This is a genomic window from Aurantimicrobium photophilum (assembly GCF_003194085.1).
Taxonomy (GTDB): domain Bacteria; phylum Actinomycetota; class Actinomycetes; order Actinomycetales; family Microbacteriaceae; genus Aurantimicrobium; species Aurantimicrobium photophilum.
This window is the reverse complement of record NZ_CP023994.1, coordinates 1,372,891-1,393,267: the sequence shown is the minus strand read 5'-3', so window position 1 is coordinate 1,393,267 and position 20,377 is coordinate 1,372,891. Positions and strand designations below refer to the sequence as shown.

Annotated in this window: 16 protein-coding genes; 14 read left to right on the top strand and 2 right to left on the bottom strand. The window is 54.9% G+C overall.

Translation table 11 applies throughout. The features are described from left to right. Positions 1–16 precede the first annotated feature (16 nt). The 3 genes from rlmN (at position 17) to AURMO_RS06915 (ending at position 5,579) form a co-directional block, all read left to right on the top strand. Positions 17–1,261, top strand: coding sequence for a dual-specificity RNA methyltransferase RlmN (gene rlmN, locus AURMO_RS06925; RefSeq protein ID WP_110234361.1), 1,245 nt, complete (start codon positions 17–19; stop codon positions 1,259–1,261). Positions 1,262–1,331: 70 nt separating this feature from the next. After that, positions 1,332–5,372: an AAA family ATPase gene (locus AURMO_RS06920; protein WP_204163606.1), complete on the top strand. Its 4,041-nt coding sequence runs from the start codon at positions 1,332–1,334 to the stop codon at positions 5,370–5,372. Positions 5,373–5,384: 12 nt separating this feature from the next. Then, positions 5,385–5,579, top strand: coding sequence for a hypothetical protein (locus AURMO_RS06915; RefSeq protein ID WP_110234359.1), 195 nt, complete (start codon positions 5,385–5,387; stop codon positions 5,577–5,579). A gap of 6 nt (positions 5,580–5,585) precedes the next feature. Here the strand turns inward: AURMO_RS06915 and AURMO_RS06910 are convergent, their stop codons facing one another. Together AURMO_RS06910 and AURMO_RS06905 are read right to left on the bottom strand one after the other, a co-directional pair. Next, a complete protein-coding gene (locus AURMO_RS06910; RefSeq protein ID WP_110234357.1) occupies positions 5,586–5,831 on the bottom strand; it encodes an FmdB family zinc ribbon protein in 246 nt (81 codons plus the stop codon). Positions 5,832–5,861: 30 nt separating this feature from the next. Continuing rightward, on the bottom strand, positions 5,862–6,443 hold the full coding sequence (locus AURMO_RS06905) for a 5-formyltetrahydrofolate cyclo-ligase (RefSeq protein ID WP_110234355.1): 582 nt from the start codon (positions 6,441–6,443) through the stop codon (positions 5,862–5,864). A gap of 56 nt (positions 6,444–6,499) precedes the next feature. On the opposite strand from AURMO_RS06905, the gene AURMO_RS06900 reads away from it, so the two are divergent. The 11 genes from AURMO_RS06900 (at position 6,500) to AURMO_RS06850 (ending at position 20,375) form a co-directional block, all read left to right on the top strand. Continuing rightward, positions 6,500–7,138 (top strand): GNAT family N-acetyltransferase, encoded by a 639-nt coding sequence (locus AURMO_RS06900; protein ID WP_110234353.1) that lies wholly within the window; start codon positions 6,500–6,502, stop codon positions 7,136–7,138. A gap of 73 nt (positions 7,139–7,211) precedes the next feature. After that, a complete protein-coding gene (locus AURMO_RS06895) occupies positions 7,212–8,099 on the top strand; it encodes a hypothetical protein (protein WP_162532699.1) in 888 nt (295 codons plus the stop codon). 86 nt (positions 8,100–8,185) lie between these two features. Beyond that, on the top strand, positions 8,186–9,877 hold the full coding sequence (locus AURMO_RS06890) for a protein kinase domain-containing protein (protein ID WP_110234349.1): 1,692 nt from the start codon (positions 8,186–8,188) through the stop codon (positions 9,875–9,877). A gap of 258 nt (positions 9,878–10,135) precedes the next feature. Beyond that, positions 10,136–11,044 carry a phosphate ABC transporter permease subunit PstC gene (gene pstC / locus AURMO_RS06885; RefSeq protein WP_239406816.1) on the top strand — a complete coding sequence of 303 codons (909 nt, stop codon included), beginning with the start codon at positions 10,136–10,138 and terminating at the stop codon, positions 11,042–11,044. A gap of 5 nt (positions 11,045–11,049) precedes the next feature. After that, complete coding sequence (pstA, locus tag AURMO_RS06880) at positions 11,050–12,312, top strand: phosphate ABC transporter permease PstA (RefSeq protein ID WP_110234347.1); 1,263 nt, start codon at positions 11,050–11,052, stop codon at positions 12,310–12,312. A gap of 1 nt (position 12,313) precedes the next feature. Then, a complete protein-coding gene (pstS, locus tag AURMO_RS06875) occupies positions 12,314–13,888 on the top strand; it encodes a phosphate ABC transporter substrate-binding protein PstS (protein ID WP_239406815.1) in 1,575 nt (524 codons plus the stop codon). Positions 13,889–13,915: 27 nt separating this feature from the next. After that, the gene (locus AURMO_RS06870) at positions 13,916–14,314 is read left to right on the top strand and encodes a DUF4333 domain-containing protein (protein WP_110234345.1); all 399 of its coding nucleotides are present in this window, start codon (positions 13,916–13,918) and stop codon (positions 14,312–14,314) included. Between the two features lie 130 nt (positions 14,315–14,444). Next, the gene (locus tag AURMO_RS06865; protein WP_162532698.1) at positions 14,445–17,039 is read left to right on the top strand and encodes a hypothetical protein; all 2,595 of its coding nucleotides are present in this window, start codon (positions 14,445–14,447) and stop codon (positions 17,037–17,039) included. A gap of 102 nt (positions 17,040–17,141) precedes the next feature. Then, positions 17,142–18,296, top strand: a complete 1,155-nt coding sequence (locus AURMO_RS06860; protein ID WP_110234341.1) for a type 2 periplasmic-binding domain-containing protein — start codon at positions 17,142–17,144, stop codon at positions 18,294–18,296. Between the two features lie 27 nt (positions 18,297–18,323). Beyond that, on the top strand, positions 18,324–19,388 hold the full coding sequence (locus AURMO_RS06855; RefSeq protein WP_110234340.1) for a hypothetical protein: 1,065 nt from the start codon (positions 18,324–18,326) through the stop codon (positions 19,386–19,388). A 96-nt stretch (positions 19,389–19,484) separates the two neighbouring features. Then, the gene (locus tag AURMO_RS06850) at positions 19,485–20,375 is read left to right on the top strand and encodes a hypothetical protein (protein WP_110234338.1); all 891 of its coding nucleotides are present in this window, start codon (positions 19,485–19,487) and stop codon (positions 20,373–20,375) included. The last annotated feature ends 2 nt before the right edge of the window (positions 20,376–20,377 follow it).

Sequence of the window (20,377 nt, the reverse complement as noted above, 5' to 3'; positions counted from 1 at the left end):
ATGCCACACTTGAACTATGACCGAAAAGCGTGGAGCCAGGAACCTGACCGTTCGCTCAGATGAGCGACCCCAGGTTCGCCCCACCGCTGAGGGCTGGAAGCAAAACGTCGATGCTGATGGTCGTCCCACACTGCAGTTCGAACAGCCCAAACGCGGAGCTAAGCCCCCTGTTCACTTAGCTGATCTCACTCCAGACGAGCGCAAAGCCAAGGTCACCGAACTGGGTCTGCCCGGCTTCCGAGCCAAGCAGATCAGCACGCACTACTTCTCTCACTACACAAGTGATCCCGAGAAGATGACCGACCTGCCTGCAGCAGGTCGTGCTGAACTCGTTGAGTCTTTGCTGCCTCCTCTCATGACCGAGGTCAAGCGCCTGAGCACCGACAACGGTGACACCATCAAGTTCTTGTGGCGATTGTTTGATGGTGCTCTGGTGGAGTCCGTGCTCATGCGTTACCCCGGTCGCATCACGCTCTGTGTTTCGTCCCAGGCAGGCTGCGGCATGAACTGCCCGTTCTGTGCAACTGGTCAGGCTGGACTCACGCGTAACATGTCTGCGGCCGAAATTGTGGACCAGGTTGTGCGAGCAAATGCTGTGATTGCTGCCGGTGAACTTGGCGGCAAGCGTCGGAACGCAGGAAACCAAGACGCTGAAGGTCAGCCTGAGCGCGTGAACAACATTGTGTTCATGGGCATGGGTGAACCTTTGGCCAACTACAACCGACTGATGACGGCAGTGCGCACAATGCTCGCTCCCCAGCCTGAAGGCTTGGGCATGTCTGCCCGCCACATCACCGTTTCTTCTGTGGGCTTAGCTCCAGCAATTCACAAGCTCGCAGATGAAGGTTTGCAGCTCACCTTCGCCCTTTCTCTTCACGCTCCTGATGACGAACTCCGTGATGAACTCATCCCGGTGAACTCGCGCTGGAAGGTCGATGAGGCCCTGGATGCGGCCTATAACTACTACGAGAAGACCGGTCGCCGCGTCTCCATCGAATACGCCCTAATCAAGGACATGAACGACCACGCCTGGCGTGCTGATCTGTTGGCGGACAAGCTCAACGAGCGCGGCCGCGGCTGGGTTCACGTGAACCCCATTCCGCTGAACCCCACCCCTGGATCCATCTGGACTGCCTCCGAGCCTCACATTGCGAGAGAGTTTGTCCGCCGCATTGAAGAGCGCGGTATTCCCACCACCTTGCGCGATACGCGCGGCAAGGAAATTGATGGGGCCTGCGGCCAGCTGGCAGCTGCTGACTAACAGCTAGGAAACCCTCAAAAATAGGTGTCACTACGGGGTTTATCCCTGCCTGAGACATAGTGTTTTTCATGTGTGGCCCCGTAATCGAAAGTCTGGCGACGAGTCGTTAGAACCAGAAGAGACTCCGTCGAACATCGGCGAGCAGATCTCGATCGATGACGACCCCTTTCCCGAGCTTTCTACCGAGTCAGAACCTGCCGTTGATCTGCTTGCTCCCGCCGCGGGAAGCCTCAACTCCGCGCTGTCCAACATCAACGTGGCAGAGCCTGTGTGGAACCAGTGGCGTGAAGAACTTGCTGTTGTCGGTGGCACCTCACCCTTGATTCAGTTCGTCGATACTCCTCGCACCCGTATTGAGCTCACCTCGATTCACCCCGGTGGTCTGCCCTCGTTTATCTCGGGCAAGCCCACCCTGCTCTCGAACCTGATTCGTGAAGAGTTCGCTCTGCGTAACGCTCGATTGGCTGCGGCAGCTATCTCGGCCAAGAGCACCGAGATGCGTTCGATGCGCAGCATCGAATCTGTCTACCTCGCCCTCGGTATTGCCAAGTGGACCTTCCAGGACCGCGACTACTGTGGCCCAGTGTTGCTGCGCCCGATGTCGCTGCGTCGCTATGGCAAAGACTTTGAACTCAAGCTCAGTGGTCAGCCTTTCCTGAACCCTCAGCTCGCACGTGCTTTGGAGAGCCAGCTCGGTATCGCACTAGATGCTGACTCGTTCGTTGCGCTAGCCAACCTCGATGGCATGTTCAACCCACTGCCTGTCATTGAGCGCTTGCGTGGACTGACTCAGCACCTGAGTAACTTCGAGGTGGAGCCTCGCCTGGTTGCCTCGAGCTTCTCTGATCTCTCCGCCGCGATGGTGGCGGACGTTCAAGAGCTCGCTCACCCCATCTTGGATGCGCTCGCCGGGAATGTCACCGCGCGCACTCGCCTCACCAACGAACACAAGGACGCTGTCGTTGTCGGTCAGGACGAACGTCCACCGGCAACGGACACTTTGTTGCTCGATGCAGATGCTGAGCAAGAGAACATCGTGGCCGAGATTGCCGCCGGTAATTCTCTGGTTGTGAAGACGCTGCCGGGCACAGGTGGAACGCAGACCATTGTGAACGCCATTGGTGTTCTCACCGGAGCACACAAGCGCGTGCTGGTAGTCGGTGCTCGTCGCTCAAGCCTGGACTCGGTTGTTCACCGTCTGGGTCAGGTTGGTCTCGACGGACTCACCGTTTCACCTCGCACGCTGCGTCGCGATTTGATCAACGCCATCCTCCGCAACGAGAAGGCCACGCGCCCCAACGTCACCGACGTGGACGACGCCCTGCTTCGTTTGCGCAAGGTTCTGCTGGACTACCGCAGCTCGCTCACCCGCAAAGACGAAGTTCTCGGCGTCTCTGTCCTGGATGCACTCGAGGAGCTCTCTCGTTTGAGCTTGCTGCCCACTCCGCCTTCAACCACGGCTCGCTTACCTCGCCGTGCCATCGAAGGCCTCGCGAACTCTCGACCCCAGGCGGCAGCCAGTCTGATCAAGGCTGCAGCCCTCGGTGAATTCCGTTACGGCCCTGATGACTCTCCTTGGTATGGGGCAAACTTCCCCACGCCTGAGGAAACCACCGCTGCACACGAGCAGGCCAAGCGCCTGCACACCACCGAACTACCCAAGCTGCTCGAACGTGCTGAGGAAGTCTTTAGTCGCACCAAGATGCGTCCCTTCGAGAACCTCGAAGAGCTCGGCATATATCTCGAACTTCTCGTGAACATTCGCGAGACCCTGGATAAGTTCCTGCCCTCGGTATATGACCGCCCGCTCACTGAGCTGATCACTGCCACCTCTGGACGAGGTAGCGGCATGAGCGGTGGTGACCGCCGTCGTCTGAAGAAGTTGGCCTTCGAATACGTGCGCCCCGGTGCGAACGTGCCTGACATGCACGAAGCTCTCACCGAGATTCAGCAGCAGCGTGTGCTGTGGCAGCGCTACGTTGTTGCCGGTGCCGTCCCTGAGGTTCCCGTCGGTGTTGCTGACCTGCTTGCCAACTACGACAAGGTCTTGTCCGAACTCGTTGTTCTCGACATTGCTTTGGGACTCAATGGCACGGACAACTCTTTCGCCAAGCTGCCTATTGCAACTCTGACGAACAAGGTCTCGGGTCTTGCTGCCGAGTCTGAGGTTCTACACAACTTACAGGAGCGTACCTCCCTGTTGGCTCACCTGCGTGAACTTGATCTCGATGTTTTGCTCGCTGATCTCTCCTCGCGCCACGTGCCCGAAGAAGAAGTAGCGGACGAGCTTGAACTTGCCTGGTGGCAGTCGGTACTCGAGGGCATGCTCACCAACGACAAGGCATTGCTCAGCGCCAACACCACCATCTTGGACCGTCTCGAGTCAGACTTCCGTCTCGTTGACGACGCTCACGCGTCTGCCAATGGCGGACTGCTGGCAGCCCGTTTGGCTGAGTTGTGGAAGATTGGATTGGTCGACCTTCCTGATGAGGCAGAGCGCCTGCGTCAAAGCTTGCGTGGAGAAGCACTGAGCCCAGATGAGTTCATTGCTCTTGCTCCTCGTCTGGCTAAGTCGATTGCACCTGTGTGGTTGTGCTCGCCCTATGAAGCTCACCTCATTCCTGACTCAGTTTCCTTCGATGCTGTCTTCCTCGTTGACGCGGGAGCAACCACGGTTGCTGAGAATGCCGGGGCTATCCGCCGCGGTGCAGCTGTTGTTGTCTTCGGTGACCCCGTCACCCAGACCCCCTCACGTTTTGAAACCGGCATGGGTGAATTCGAGAACCCACTTCCTCCCGTCACCGATGCCGACGCCTGGCACAGCAAGTCTGCGCTGGCCCAGTTCAGCGGCATTCTTCCTGCGCGCACGCTAACCCAGAGCTACCGTGCCGGCGGCGAAGATCTGGCAGATGTGGTCAACCGCCGTTTCTATGGCGGCAAGATTTCATCCCTGCCCTGGGCAGGAACTTTCCTGGGTCACTCCAGCCTGCGCCTGCACTACATCGCAGACGGAACGGGAATGCCCGACTCGTCTACCGGTGCTGTCGAGAGCGTGGATGCTGAAGTCTCACGTGTGGTGGAGCTCGTGCTCGAACACGCAGCTGAGCGCCCCACCGAGTCGCTCATGGTCATCACGGCCAGCCCCAAGCATGCCGTGCGCGTAGAGCAATCCGTTCTCTCTGCTTTTGCTCGCCGTGCTGACCTGGCCGAATTCATCTTGGAAGATCGCCCCGAAGCATTCGCTGTGATGACCCTTGAGCAAGCCGTGGCACAAAGCCGCGACCGCGTGATCTTCTCTATCGGTTATGGTCGCACCCCACACGGTCGACTTCTTTCTGACTTTGGCGCACTGGCTCTTCCCGGTGGTGAACGTCTGCTTGCTGTGGGCATGACTCGTGCTCGTCGTTCGATGGAGATTGTCTCCTGCTTCCGTCCTGGTGACATCGATGAGAGTCGCCTCTCGGACGGTATGCGTGCACTGGCTGAGGTTCTCTCCGAGACGGAGAAGCCTCACACTCGTGCCGAGAACACCGATGCTCCCGAGCCCATGCTGGTTGACCTGGCGAAGCGCTTGGAGCGCCGGGGCTTACGCGTCTCGCTCAACCACGCAGGCGAGATTGCCCTGGCAGCGTCCTTCCAAGGCCGTGCTGTTGCCGTGGAGACCGATGCTGTGCTGGCTCGAGGCAGCCTGCGAGAATCACTACGTTTGCGTCCCGAGATGCTGCGCCGCCTCGGTTGGCACTACATCCGCATTCACGCCTTTGAACTCTTTGCCGACCCCGAGGCTGTTGCCACCCGTATCGCCGCCCTCATCGGTGTTGAGCCTCAGGAAGATGACATCCAAACCGGACCCATCGAGATTCCGGTAGCCGCAGCAACCTCAACGGTTGTGGTGGAAGAGGCCGTCGAAGAAGTCATCGACAACGAGATCGTGGAAGAAGTTGTCTCCGTTGAGCTGACGGAAACTGTCGTTGTCGAAGAAATTGATGGTGAACTCTTCATCGAAGATGTGATTGAAGAATCCGTCACGGTGACCGAGGTCGTTGCAGATTCTCCTCGCAGTATTGAGCCTGACGCGATCACTGAGCCCATCGATCTTCCTGAAAAGTAAAGAACGCATCTGATGGCTGAGAAGTCCGACTCTGCGCCAACTCCTCGTTCACGCAAGAACCGCCGTGTTCAGTGGCAACCAGAGGGTGTCACGGTTGATCCCAGCTTTGTTGATGCTCCTGCAGACGACTCAGGGGAAGACTGGGCAGAGCGCAGCCTGAGCAACGACGAACAGCTCAAACGCGACAAACCACCCCACTGGGGCTAAAGCCTCTTAGGAAGAAGAGCTGGACGAGCTGGAAGAACTCGATGAGCTCGAGCTTGAACTCTTTGAGTTTCCACCCGATCGAGAGTCTGTGCGGTAGAAACCAGAGCCGTTGAACGTCACGCCCACGGTGTTGAACAATTTGCGCAGCTTGCCCTTGCAGGAAGGGCATTCGGTCAGTGAGTCATCGCTGAGTGCCTGCTGAATATCGAAAGCGTTGTCACACTCGGTGCAGCGGTAGGAATAGGTGGGCACAAGATCTCCGTGTTGCGTTGGTGGTGCGAATTAGAACGTAATGAGGGCGGAAGGAGTGACCACGCCGGTCACCGGCTGGTCATGCACTTCGCGGGGGAGTGAATCAACGTATTCACCATCGAACACGATGGCATAGACAGGTGGACGTTTGCCCATCGAGCCGAGGGTCTTGTCGAAGTAGCCACGACCCCAGCCCATGCGCACACCCTTCTTATCCACTGCTGACGCAGGAACAATGATGAGGTCCACGCCATTGATGGCGATGGGGCCCAGCAGCTCACCGGTGGGCTCGGGCAATCCAAATAGGCCGATGTTCTCATCGGGGGTGTCATTAGCAATGGCCCAGTCCAGCAATCCGTCATCCCGGGTCACCGGAAGGAGAACTTCAATGTTGTTCTCATAGGCCCAGGTGAGGAAGGGGCGGGTTTCGGGCTCAGTGGGGGTGGCGAGATAGCAGGACAGCTTCTTCACGCCACGAGCAGCAACCAGGTGCTTCAAGTGCTCTGTAATCGCAGCAGTGTCGGCATCACGTTCGTGGGCACTCATATTGCGGCGACGATCACGAATCTCGGCACGCAAAGCCTGCTTTGCGGCTACGAGGTCTTCGGTCATGCCCCCAGTCTAATTGCCTCTCACATCAGCCAGTGGGCTTCGTTAGGCTGGTGAGCATGGCCGCCATCATTCCGACTCTGACCGAGGGTCGCGTGAGCATTCGTGGGATTAAACCCCGCGATGCCAAGAAGCTCGAAGAAGAGCTGATGCGTAATCGCTCATGGCTGCGCCAGTGGGAAGCCACCGCTCCTCAAAGCTTTGTCAGCTTTGACACCAAAGCAGGAATCAAGAACCTCCTAGCCCACGCACGCGCGGGATCGGGACTGCCCTTCGCCATTGAATATGACGGCGAACTGGTTGGTCAACTCAACGTCTCCGGCATTGTCTATGGGTCTCTCTCCTCCGCACAGCTGGGCTACTGGGTTGCAGAACGCGTGGCAGGCAAGGGTGTCACTCCCACTGCCGTTGCCCTGGCAACGGATTACTGCTTGCAGAACTTGGGTCTTCACCGCATGGAGATCTGCATTCGTCCCGAGAACGCAGCTTCGCTGCGCATCGTGGAGAAGTTGGGCTTCCGTTATGAGGGCTTACGTCGCCGCTATATCCACATTAACGGCGACTGGCGTGACCACTTTTCTTACGCCCTCACACAAGAAGAAGTGCCTGCGGGCGTCTTGAATAGATGGCAGTTGGGACTCGTTCCTGCCGATGTCAGCATGGTTCCTGCCGCTGACTTTGATGCACTTGGTAGATAACAGCTTCGTCACAGGAAAACAACACACCCTGCCCTTAAAGGGCAACGGGGAGTTTCACTCGTAACTTAGAAACATGAGTGGTGGAATGTTCGGTGGCGGCATAGTTTTCGCTATTGCTGCTGCCCTCTGGGTTGTGTATTTGATTCCGACCTACCTGCGCCGTCGCAACTTCGATGCGACCGAGCGCAATGCCGTGCGCATGCAACAAACCATCCGCGCGCTGGCAGAAACAACCGACGTTCCCGAGGAGATTCGCGTGGAAGCATCCGCACGCGCTGTGATTGAACAAAAGCGTGTCCTGCGCCAGGCAGAAGCTGCCGCTCGTGCTCAGGTTCGCCAGGCAGCTGGTCGCGCCGTCGGCTATGACGATGCAGCAGTGACTGCCGCTCACCGAGCTCGCCGCAACCGCATGTCCAGTGCCATCTTCTTGCTGGCCACTATTGCTGGCGTGGTTGCCGGCATTCTCATTCTTGCTAACGGTGGCAGCTGGGAAACCCTGGCCATCTCCTGCATTTCTTTCGCTATCGCGCTGGTGATCCAGGAAGTTGTCGTCTCCAGCAGTGCAGCAGCTGAACTCGCTCCTGCCAATGCCAACCGCTTTGCTTCAGACATCTTTGACCAGGGGTACTACAAGGCAGCTCCCGCTGCCAGAACCTGGACCCCCACAGCTCTTCCTCGCCCACTCCACCTCTCAGAAGGAACACTGGCTCAGGCCGTTGTGCAATCTCAGCTGGCTGCTGACCGTATGCGTCAGAACGCTCAGGAGTCGGCACTGGTTGAGCGCATGAGCATGGATCAGGCAGGTCTTGAGAACCTGCGCCGATCCGTCCCCGCAACTCCTGTTCAGGTTCCTGTTGCTGACAGTGTCACCGCACGTCTTGCTGGCATGGGTGTGGTTGCTGAGACCGAGTCCGCTTCCCTCGACCTCGACGCTGTGCTGCGTCGCCGTCGCGCAGGCTAATTTACTTCTCACTGAGAGAGATTCAACAAACAACCCGTTCATTTTGCGGTTGGTAACTGTTTACCAGCGCAAGGCATAGTAAACATGTGCTTTCCCGCTTCACATTAGGCGGCCTGCTTGGTTCTGGAGCCTCAGCTTCTGTATTCCTCGCCACCGATACCTTCACGGGGGATGCAGTCGCTGTTAAAGTACTGCACCCTCGTATGGCTGCGCGCCCGAAGCAAGCATCACGCTTTGTTGATGAAGCGATTCGCATGCAGGGGATTGAGCACATCAACATCACTCGCGTAATTGCCTGGGGAAAGAGTGTTGAGGGGGAAGAACCCGCAACATGGATTGCCTATGAGGTGGCACCCGGAATCAGCCTTGTCGAATACGTAGAGATCTTTGGCCCACTAGCACCTGCAGAAGCTGCCACCCTGACTCGGGGAGTCTTGGCTGGGTTGGGTGCTTTTCACAATGCAGGGCTTGTCCATCGAGATGTCTCACCACAAAACGTGATGATCGACACAGCAAGTAGTTCGAAATTTGCCACTGCTGACGTCAAACTTATTGATTACGGTCTTGTTGGAAAGGCAGGAACTTCGACGCGGACGAAGTCTGGTGTGGTTGGCAATGCTCACTTTATCTCGCCAGAACAGGCACGTGGTGATGGGGTTTATCCTTCGGGAGATATTTACCAAGCAGGTGCTGTCCTCTATTTCGCGCTCACTGGACTCACCCCTTTCGCCGGGGACAGTCCTGAAGAACTGGTTCAGGCCCACTTAGATCAAACACCCCCGGTTCCCTCAGCGATGATGGCCCACATCCCACGGGAATTAGATAGAGCCGTGGTCAAAGCAATGCTCAAGTCCCCGATGATGCGCTATCGCAACGTGGACGAATTCGCTAGATCATTGGCAGCGATTTTTGGAAGGGACGAGACTGCGACGGAAGTCCTACCTGTTTCATTTAGTCAGCTCGATCACACAAAAGTCTTGCCAGCAGCTGAAGTTCATTCTTTTGTGGATCTTGATCGGACGATGTTACTGGCATCTTCACAGGCAGAGACAGATTCCAATCAGAGATCGATATCCAAACCAACTCGTGGTTTTTGGAGAAATATCACTGCTGCAGCATGGGTGTGGCCGACCATTTTTGGAACCCTTCTCATTGCAGCAGTCGTGATGAGTGTTATTTCCGCTCAGCCGGGAATGCGAGATGTTGCAGTCGGGTCTTTACGTGTCGGTGGAGATACCTCTATAACTTCCGCAACTCCGAGCAATACGGCTGATCTAGAGATGCTCAGTGTTCCGCCTCTGACTGACATGACTCCGGCACAAGCTCTCCAAGCTCTAGAGAAGCTGGGACTCGTACTTGGGCAAGAAACGAGGAGTGACTCTCCTCTTGCGGCTGATCACATCATTAGCTCTGACCCCGCTGCTGGCGAGCTTGTTCCACGCGGGAGCACTGTCTCACTGAATGTTGCCACCGGCAGGAACAAGGTGCCACAAGTTACTGGACTCACTAGTGCAGACGCGCTGCAACAACTCAGTGCTGCCGGTTTCACGGTAGCGCTCAACGGGGATGATGGAGTGCCTGTAGGAGATCCCGGTTCAGTGGTGTCTTCTCGTGTCCTTCAGTTGAAACCTTCTGGTGGTTCATTGCTGCGAGTGGGTTCAACAGTCATTGCTGTAATCAACAACATTCCCGCAACGTCGCCCGTTCCCTCAAACTCAGTGATACCCAGTCCAGCCGCCACAGTTATTTCTAGCCCCGCCGCAACTTCTCAACCCTAATTCTCGAAATCTTTACTTAGTCCACCTGGGCGTCTACTGTCAGAAACCTTCCGTTAACTGATAGCGCTCAAACTTAGCTACGAGGTAATGGTGGAAAACGAACAAAATTTCCAAGCGATTGAAGATGTGCTCATCGCTAATACGCGCACGCCCATGGTGCGACCTCCACACAACGAGCTCCACGATCCCGATTCTGCTGGGAACCAACCCAGGAAGCTGTCTTCAAAAGAGTCGGTGTCTGATTTGGTGTTCCGAATCGTGGCACGTAGCGCCGGCGGGTTTACCGTTGCCATCATGTTGGCTGTGGGCTTGTTCCTCTCGATCCGGGCAAGTAGCGCGCTTTCAGTAGCTGGCTTTAGTTTTCTTACCGAACAAGAGTGGTCTCCTGAAACTCAGCAATTCGGTGTTGCAGCTGTGCTCTTCGGTACGGTCAGTATCGCTTTGGTCGCACTGTGTGTCTCGTTCCCACTTTCACTAGGTACTGCACTTCTGATTTCTGAAGTTGTTTCCCCCAAGATCCGCCAGAGCCTGATCACCTTGGTCGACTTGATGGCAGCTGTACCTTCTGTCATTTTCGGACTTTGGGGCGTCTTTTTCTTGCAGAGTGCAGTGATCCCGGTATCCCTGTGGATTTCCACCTACTTTTCCTGGATTCCGATTTTTGCAGTGACCAACGAAGGTGGGGAGGCCTTATCAGAGGCCTCTGCGTTTACTTCTTCAGCTTTCATCGCGGGAATTGTTGTGGGCTTGATGGTTGTGCCTACTCAAACATCCGTCATGCGTGAAGCTTTCGCACAAACTCCGGTGGGCGAGCGTGAAGGTGCACTTGCCTTGGGTGCAACGCGCTGGGGAATGATTCGTTCAACTGTTTTGCCTTTCGGCCGTGGCGGAATTATCGGCGGAACAATGCTTGGCTTGGGCCGCGCATTAGGTGAAACCATCGCTGTGTATATGATCATCTCGCCCATCTTCGTCATCAACTGGCAACTATTAAAGACGGGGTCAAACTCTGTTTCTGCCTTGATTGCGTTGCGTTATGGCGAAGCAAGTGAGTTTGGTCTTTCTGCGCTGATGGCCGCTGGTTTGGTTCTCTTCCTCATCACCCTTGTTATCAACTTCACTGCTTCTTCTGTCGTTGCCCGTTCTCGCTCAGGCGCCCAGAGCTAGGACAGATGATGACGATAAACCAACTTGAGAAGAAAACCTCTCTTCCGGATCCTGACCGCCAGTCGGTGGGCATTGTTCGCGAAGTGCGCAAAATGCGCCTTGAGGACAAGTTCGACATGATTGGCGGTGCTGTTGCCGGCCTCTCTTTGACCTTCCTTCTCTTTGGTTGGTTTACGCCGCTGACCAGTGATGTCGGATTTGTTGTGGTCGCCTTCCTTCTATTCTTGGGCGTTTATGCACTGTTGATTTCATTTCGCTCCGGCTTGCAGGACATCAAAGATCGCTTGATGACCGTACTGCTGTATTCGGCAGGTTCTTTACTCGTAGGCACACTGCTATTTGTGGTGACTTTCACCTTGTTCCGTGGTCAGGAAGCTCTTTCCGAGTTCAATTTCTACTTTGAAACGATGGAACTTGCCGGTCCACTTGATCCGCTTTCTATGGGTGGTATTTTTCACGCCATCATGGGCACACTGATGCAGATTTCTATGGCACTCATCATCACCATTCCTTTAGGAATCGCTACTGCTGTTTTCTTGAACGAAATTGGTGGCCCCTTCGCCCGATTCGTGCGGACGATTTCTGATGCCATGACAGCATTGCCTTCTATTGTTGCGGGGCTGTTTGTCTATGCCGCCATCATTACTCTCATCACTCATCAGCGTTCCGGTTTTGCTGCATCCATGGCAATCACGGTAATGATGCTTCCGATTGTGATTCGTGCTTCTGATGTGGTTTTGCGCTTGGTCCCAGGTAACTTGCGCGAGGCATCCCTGGCATTGGGTGCGACTCGTTGGCAAACAGTGCGTCGAGTTGTTCTTCCGACCGCACGTTCCGGACTCGTCACTGCAGTCATTCTCGGTACTGCACGAGGAATCGGTGAAACGTCCCCGGTTTTACTCACCTCAGGCGTTACTGCAGTTCTCAACCTGAACCCATTCTCGGGGCCCATGATTTCTCTTCCTCTGCAGGTATTCGACTTCGTTAAGTCACCTGAGCCCAATATGGTTGCCCGTGGTTTCGGAACCGCTGCCGTGCTGTTGCTTGTTGTGCTGACCTTGTTTACAGCTGCACGTATTTTTGGCGGCCGTGGCCCCGGTCAGCTTTCTGTCCGAGGTTACCGCCGTGTCCTGGCCCAATCACGCAGTGATGTTCGCCGTATGACTCAGCTCTCGAAAGATCGCGAGCGGGCGGCACAGACAGCTCTGCTCCCTCAGCAAACGCAGTTACAGAATCTTCCCCCCACCAGCCCGACGGATGAAAAATAACATGATGAAAAACGTCACTGCTCCCCGCCGCCGCTTAAGCCGGCTGGCATTTGTTGTCGCAGCATTTGCTGCGTTCGTCACTGTATTCACTGGGGCAGGCGAAAATGCCGCCTTCGCTACCACTTATGCTCCCATCAGTGGAACGGGTTCTACGTGGTCTCAAAACGCGCTTGATCAGTGGAGAAAAAACGTTGCTGCCAACTACGGCATGACAGTTAACTACTCAGGTGTGGGTTCATCTGCTGGACGCCGCGATTACATCGCAGGAACAGTTGACTTCGCAGTTTCCGAAATTCCGTTCCAGGCACAACCTGAAGACGGTTCTACTCCTGAAGTTCCTCCGCGCGGTTATGCATATATGCCTATCGTGGCCGGTGGTACTTCGTTTATGTACAACCTCAAGATTGGTGGCCAGCAGGTCACCAATATGCGGCTCAGCGGGGAAGTTCTCGCCAAGATTTTTGCCGGCTCCATCACCAACTGGAATGATGCTGCAATTCAAGCTGATAACCCTGGTCTCGCTATGCCAGATAAGACCATCGTTCCCGTGGTCCGCTCGGACGGATCTGGTTCGACAGCTCAATTCACGCTCTGGATGTCTGAACAACATGGTGGTGTTTGGAACCGGGGTATGACTTCCCAGTTCCCCACCATCCCTGGATTCAAATATCAGAGTGGATCCTCCGGCGTTTCCGGCTACGTTAGCCAGGACTATGGCGAGGGAGCAATTACGTACGTTGAATACTCCTATGCGCTTCAATCGGGATTTCCAGTAGCAAAGGTTCTGAACAGCTCCGGCTACTACGTTGAGCCAACGGCGTCTTCAGTTGCTGTTGCTTTGATGCAAGCCCAGATTGACACCACTCCTGGTGCAAACTACCTGACCCAGATTCTGGGCGGCGTGTACAACAACTCTGACCCTCGAACCTATCCGCTCTCCAGCTATTCCTACATGATTGTTCCCACTGCAACCGGCGGTGTCTTCACGGCCGAGAAGGGCGCCACCCTTGGTGCTTTCGGGCAATACATGCTCTGCGAGGGTCAACAACAGGCTGAAGCCTTGGGCTACTCGCCGCTGCCAATGAACTTGGTCATGGCAGGTTTCGAACAGATTCAGCGCATCCCTGGTGCTAGTGGCGTTTCGGTAGACATCAACTCTTGCAATAACCCGACGTTCAAGCCCGGTGATTCCCCCTCAAGCAATGCACTGGCCGCCACGGCGCCTCAGCCTGCCGAGTGTGACAAACAGGGACCAGATCAGTGCACAACTGGTACGGGCGGCGCAACACAGGAAACTGCTATTTCAGGTTCGGGCGCTGGTGGGTCTGCCTCTGGTGCTGCTGGAAGTGCTTCAGGAGCAGCAGGCAAAGCTGGCTCAAAAACTACCTCCTATGGGAGCGTCGGTGCTGCAAGCCCCTTCTTCCTCAATGAAGAACCGTGGGGTGGTCGCCAAAGCCTCATGCTTGCGGCCGGCGGACTCCTACTAGCGGCGGTCGCCGTTCCTCCCTATCTGATTCGACGGAAGTCGTTTGGGGAACACCACATTGCCCCCGAATCAACTGTTGAACCGAAATAACCAACATCTTTTTCCCGAAAGTAACCAATGAGCTCTGAAGATCCCACTACGCCAGCACCCACCTTCCGTGACGTTTTCCGCCATATGAAGGCAAGCACCATGGGCTGGCTTGGAGTTTTAGCAGGAGTTCTCGTGGTAACCGTGCTCGGCTTTGTTCTCATCGGGTTTGGAGTATTGAGCTTCAACACTGATGGACTCATTCGTCTTGACCCCGAACGCGTAGCGATGCAGATTCAAGCTGACTACAAAGACAACTTGGGAATTACAGCTGTTGTGGAATGCCCAGACTTACTTGTTGCCCCCAAGAATTTCACTTTCAAGTGCATGGCTCAATCTGGAGCAGCAGTGGCAACTGTTAATGTCACCATCACTGATCTCATCGGTAACATCATCTGGTTTCCTGAGTCAGACTTACCCGTTGGTTAGCCAAGTTATAACCCAAAACAACCCCGCGGTTCCGCCAGTATTACCTCCTTGTTCAGAAGGGGTTAACCGAGCCGGCTTAGCTTTATTTTGCTAGGCAAGTCTCAACCTCTAAATTACAAAGGACACCGCGGTGGCATCCCACGCTCGCCCCAGAAAATCCATGATTCTCCGTTCGGGAATCAGTGGACTGGTGGTTGCGTTGCTGTTCGGAACAGCAGCAGGATTGCTGACCAGCCTTGGTCAAACTTCAGAAGCAAATGCTATTTCTTCAACCGCTGAAACAGTTTCTGCCGCAACTTATGACCCAGCAGTGAGTAGTGCACCAATGCCTGATTTAGAGGTTACGGTTTCACAAACTGCAGATCTTGGTTCACAGGGTGTCACCATCAATTGGACAGGTGCGGAAGCTCCCACCCTTCGTCCGCAAGCGGGTACTGGTGGTGAGAACTTCCTACAGATTGCTCAGTGCTGGAAGGAAGACCCCAATTGGCCAGGGCATCCTGACCGCACATCTTGCCAATACGGTGGTTTCGAAACCGCAGCTGCGCTCCGTGAAAACAGTTTGGCCTCGCTAGCCAATGTTCACGCGAATGACGTTCCATTTACTGCTCCTGGAGCTAGTCAATTTGACTCTCCACTCACTTCAATACCTTTTATTTCAAATACTGGCGTTGAGGTCAGCGATATCGCTCTCAATCCCACCACCAACAGATTGCAGCAGTATTACTGCAAAGACAACGCCAACAATCCTGTCTTCCTGCAAAGTACATGTGGACTGAACTACATCAACGTCAACAGCAACCAGTTCTTCACGAAATACACCACAAACGAAATCCCTTGGGCTCCTTCTTCTGCAGACGGATCTGGCTCGGTCAAGTTTGAGATGCAGACAGTGATGGAGTCACCCGGTTTGGGTTGTGGTGCACCTACCACCGCAAATGGTGTGACAACCGGACAGTCCTGCTGGCTCGTTATTATTCCTCGTGGAACCAGCGACGTGGGAGAACCATATGTCACAAAATCAGGTTTGTTCTGGGACGCATGGAAGCATCACATTGCTTTTGAATTAGATTTCAAGCCTGTCGGTGTCCGCTGCCAAATTGGTTCGGCTGAAAAACAAATCGCCGGAAGTGAGCTCATGGCTCAGGCAGTTGCCCAGTGGCAGCCAGAACTGTGCCTTGGTTCCACGGGTGCAACATTCGTTGTCAGCGCAGGAGACGAATCCTCTGCACTGACTTCCGCAGCAGGAACTCGTGCCAGTCCACTCGCACTCACCAGTCGCCCATATTCAAATAGTTCTGACCCCCTTGTTTATGCACCCGTTGCAATCTCTTCCGTTGCACTCACTTTCACTATCGACCGTCAAATCGATCCGGATCAGAACGTTCCCAACGAAGTGGTTGCGCGGAATGGACTTCCCTTTGACAGCCTCAAGCTCAATCCACGTCTTGTTGCCAAGTTGTTGACGAACTCCTACATTCAGTCGCTTCCTTTTGGTGCGCCTCTCACACAGGTTGGTTTCATCGACGAACAACGTCCAGGTTCTAACGCAACAAACTTGACCCAAGATCCTGAGTTCCTCGCCATCAATGACCCTGAGTGGCAGTACATGAAGCTCAACGGTGCAGCACTAGGCGACTTCCTTATCCCCCAAGGACGTTCTGACCTCGCCTATCAGCTCTGGGCTTATGTGATGGCCGACCCAGATGCACGTGCATTCTTGGCAGGAACCCCAGATGACTGGGGCATGGTTGTGAATTCCTGGTATAGCTCAAATGCGGCACTGAACCCCTCCCAAACTGGGCTTTCTTTGCCGAGGAGTAACTTCCCCAAGGCTGACCCCATCGAAAAAGCTGACTCATATAACGCCAATACTCTCCAGGGAACAGGGGTATTGAACCTCGTTCAATACAGACCGTATGTACATGATTTGCAAGAAGGTGCTCTCCAAGTTCTTCGTGGTGATGGAAAAGTATTGGGCGGCTGGGACACGTCAAAAATCCCTGCAGCTTGGGGTAAATCCGGTCGAAGTTTCTTGGGAACTCGTCAGGTGTTGGCTGTGACGACAGCTGGAGCAAGTTCACGCTTCCAAAATGTCAACGCAATGTTGCTCAATCCTGCTGGTGAATTTGTTGCTCCAACTACTGCCAGCATGAGTGCTGCGGTCGCCGCTATGACGCCAACAAGCAATTCCAGTGTGTATGGTTTTGACTTCGCCTCTTCACAGGCACAGGCAGCCACGACCGCATATCCCTTGACGATGCCAATTTATGCAGCACTTAACCCCAAACAGTCAGATGCGGGTTTGCGCGAGGTCTATGCAGCCTTTATCCGCTTTGCTGCAAAAGATGGTCAAACACCAGGAACTGAAGCCGGTGAACTCCCGGAAGGTTACGCCCCGCTTCCAGCAAGTTGGGTAAACCAAGCTCTTCAAGCTGCGAGTGCTATCCAGTCCGGTATCAAGCCTGCAGCTGCTGTGAATCTGGGAACTGTTTCTCAGGGAACCTACACAACGACTAACTCAGTTTCTTCAGCTCCTGTTGTTGCCCCCGCAACGACAGTGGCAGCTACCGGAAACGCAGCTGGGGCATTATCCAGCGGTGAAACTCCCAAAGATCCCTCGGTTGGCCCTCTCGCGGTTGCCGTACCAGCAGGTTTTCTCTCGGGAGCTGCCGCTGCCGCTGCAGTGCCGCTCCTCAGCCGGAGGCGTTTGCGTCTGAACTAACTCAAGCTTTCGCTAGGCGAATCATGTCAAGCGAAATTCAAAGAACCACCCGGTTCAATGAAGCACCACCCAACAAAACAAACCATAGGAAAGGAATCCCTCGTGATTTCAAAGAAATCAGTTGCAATCGCTGCAACTCTTGGCGTTGCCCTTTCAGGCCTCGCCTTGGCACCCGCTCAGGCAGAACCTGTCTCTAACAGCTACGCCATCGTGGGATCGGACACCCTCGAAGACGTCGTCAGCGCTATCGTCAACGGAACCAACATTTCAGGCGCATCCGTTCGTGCAACTACTGGTGGAAACACTCTCGGTTCGTTCGATGCAACTGGTACTGCTTACATCACCACAAAGCCAAACGGACCCCGCTTCGGTCGCCCCAACGGTTCTGGTGATGGTGTGAAGGCGCTGAGCCGTTCCATGGACGGTGTTGCATACACTTCGGGTACCACCGGTGCACCTGCAGCAGTTGTTATCACTGGTCAGGTTGACATCGCTCGCTCTTCGAGCTCGGGAACTTCCAACGCCGCTGGTGAACTGCTCTACATTCCCTTCGGTCGAGACGCAATCGCATACGCCTACGGCGCAAGTAGCGGTTCGCCTGCTCTTGCAACCAACCTCGACTCACTTACCCTTGCACAGCTGACCTCTTTGTACACCTGTGGTGGCAGCACAACTGACACCACACAGATCTTCGGTGGACAGACAGTTACTGCTTACCTCCCCCAGGCTGGTTCAGGAACCCGTAAGGACTTCCTGGCAAAGATCAGCCTGACTGAGGCACTTGTAGCTCCTGCTATTGCAAGTGGTTGCGTGAAGACTGGCCAGGAGCACGACGCTTCTTCGCTTGCTACAAACTCGATTATGCCAATGTCTGCATCTCGTTGGATTGCTATGAGCAATGGCGCTTCCTTCAAAAAGCAGTCGGCTGTTGCAACTATCGCTGGTGTTGCCACCACAGCAGGAACTCCAGTTGCTGCAGTTGATGGTTCTGCTGGCGCACTTGAGCCCAATGCTTCTTACTACGCAAACTCAACCTGGGGGCGTGACACTTACGTCGTCGTTGAATATGCGCGTGTAAACGCAGCAGACCCTGCATATGACGCAGACCTTGCCAACGTAGTAAGCACCACTAACACCAAGAGCCTCACCTACAACGGTGCAAGTGCTCTTGCCAGCACAACCTTGGCAGTAAAGAAGAAGTTTGGCTTCCTTGCTCCTTCGGTTTCCGCTGTCAATATCCGCGTAGCTAAGTCTTAGTTGCTCCTCTACTAAAAGGATAAAAACGTGAAACTCAACAAAAAGAGCATGTTCGGCGCAGCGGCTATCGCTTCCGTCGCACTGATCGCTGGGGCTGTAGGTGCTGCTTCGGCAGCAACTCAGTCCAACGGTTCAGATGGCCCCATCTACTTCGCCAACGGCGATACTGGTGCCTTCATCACCGATGGTGCAAGTAACGCATGGGCTGGAAACTTCACTGCTTCCTCCTCTGCGAGCGACGTTGCACTTCCTCCGATTGCATGCCCCTCAACTGCAACTGGTGCATATGGCTTCCTTGCACCAGCTGGATCTGAGCGCACCAAGGCATCTTGGTCGGCATACAAGGTAGACGCATTCGTATCTGGTACGAAGAATGTCAACCTGCCAGACCTTTCGCCTACCTCGATGATCAACGGAACACCCGGTCAGGCTGCAGTCAAGGCATCTGGTGGTAACTACTCACTGGGTATTGCCTGCACCACCAACAATGGTGTAACCATTGTTGGTGCTTACTACCGCTCTATTGCAGTAACCGCTTCGACGGGTGCATTCACCTTCGCTGCGACTTCTGATGTATCGAGCACGCCTGCTCCTTCTGCTGTCACCACCGGTAACATCGCTCTTTCGGCGACTACCGTTGCTGCAGTAGACGGCCCCTTGAGCCTGTCAGTACCAGCTGGTGCTGCAGCAACTTTCGGGGCACCCTCTTTGGTCAACAACCGTTCGACCACCACCGGTACGCTCCCGAACATCACGGTGAATGATGGACGTATCAGCACTCGTCAGGGTTGGACCTTGACAGCAACAGTTGCTGATTTCGTCAACTCGGCAGACTCGGCAAACACCATCTCGAAGGCAAATCTTGGTATTGCCCCAGCGATTGTTGTTGGCTCGACCACTGCCGCGGGAGTAACTGCAGGAACTGCAACTGTTGCAGGATCTGCTACCTATGGAGCACTCTTCGCGGAGGCAGCACCAAATAGCGCGGTTGGCACAACCGTACTCAATGGTTCGTTGACCTTCGTAGCGCCACAGGACAAGGCCGCAGGTACCTACACCTCGACCTTGACCCTGACTCTGGTATCGAAGTAACTCTATAAAGACGAAATGCGGGAGAGCCCGGACCGGCTCTCCCGCATTTCACCATAGGAAACCCCCACTTTATCACCTCACTCGGAAAGGGTTGCGATGCGTTTCTTCACCGCGATTCGCACAGCCGCACTCACGGTGCTGGCTGTTTCTGTCGTTGTGCTCGGGTCGTGGAGTTCAGCTCAAGCCACCTCTGTCGCAAGCCCAGATATTTCTTTCACCGTGAATGTCGTTGATTCAAGTTCAACTCCGTCTGGTTCTGGAAATACCCTTGCAACTGCCAGATACTCGGTCACCGTCTCTGGCCTACTTGTCGGTTCACAAATTCACATTCTGGTGGATACAAATCCGACACCAATCGCCGCAGGCGTAGCAGATGGCACGGGTACGTACACCGTGACAACTGCTCTACCTACGGATCTTGCTGTCGGAGGCCATGACATTTTTGCTGAAGGCACGACCGCAGCAGGTGTTCCTTTCAGGAACGCTATTGCCTCACTGAATGTTTCAGGCGCAGGTCTTGTGACTCCTGGTTCTACCGGTGATGGAACACTTTCTTTGGTTGTCCCAGCAGGGGCAGCCACCACTTTGGGAACAACTGTGTTGGTGAACAACGTCTCGACCTCCACCGGAATGTTGGGACAGATTTCGGTTAATGACCAACGAACTGTTTCCAAGCAGGGGTGGACAATGTATGCCGATGTCACCAATTTTGTGTTGAGTACCGACAACACCGTAACGATCTCTAAGAGTCAATTGGGTACTGCTCCACAATTGGTTGCTGGTTCCACAGAAGCAAGTGGAATCTCCCTCGGAACAGCTACCCTCGCTGGTGCTGCTGCGTACCCAATGATTTTTGCTGATGCCGCAGCTCAAGCTTCTTCCGTTGGGCACAGTACCTTCGATGCGGCACTCACTTTTGTTGCCCCTCCGGAGTATCCGGTGGGCACATATAACGCCACGGTGACCATCACGTTGGTCTCTAAATAGCG

What these genes read in the sequence shown, in the direction of transcription:
- pstS (WP_239406815.1), top strand. Translation starts at nt 12,314, where the DNA reads ATGATGAAAAACGTCACTGCTCCCCGCCGCCGCTTAAGCCGGCTGGCA.
- AURMO_RS06900 (WP_110234353.1), top strand. Translation starts at nt 6,500, where the DNA reads ATGGCCGCCATCATTCCGACTCTGACCGAGGGTCGCGTGAGCATTCGT.
- pstA (WP_110234347.1), top strand. Translation starts at nt 11,050, where the DNA reads ATGATGACGATAAACCAACTTGAGAAGAAAACCTCTCTTCCGGATCCT.
- AURMO_RS06895 (WP_162532699.1), top strand. Translation starts at nt 7,212, where the DNA reads ATGAGTGGTGGAATGTTCGGTGGCGGCATAGTTTTCGCTATTGCTGCT.
- AURMO_RS06905 (WP_110234355.1), bottom strand. Translation starts at nt 6,443, where the DNA reads ATGACCGAAGACCTCGTAGCCGCAAAGCAGGCTTTGCGTGCCGAGATT.
- rlmN (WP_110234361.1), top strand. Translation starts at nt 17, where the DNA reads ATGACCGAAAAGCGTGGAGCCAGGAACCTGACCGTTCGCTCAGATGAG.
- AURMO_RS06870 (WP_110234345.1), top strand. Translation starts at nt 13,916, where the DNA reads ATGAGCTCTGAAGATCCCACTACGCCAGCACCCACCTTCCGTGACGTT.
- AURMO_RS06850 (WP_110234338.1), top strand. Translation starts at nt 19,485, where the DNA reads ATGCGTTTCTTCACCGCGATTCGCACAGCCGCACTCACGGTGCTGGCT.
- AURMO_RS06915 (WP_110234359.1), top strand. Translation starts at nt 5,385, where the DNA reads ATGGCTGAGAAGTCCGACTCTGCGCCAACTCCTCGTTCACGCAAGAAC.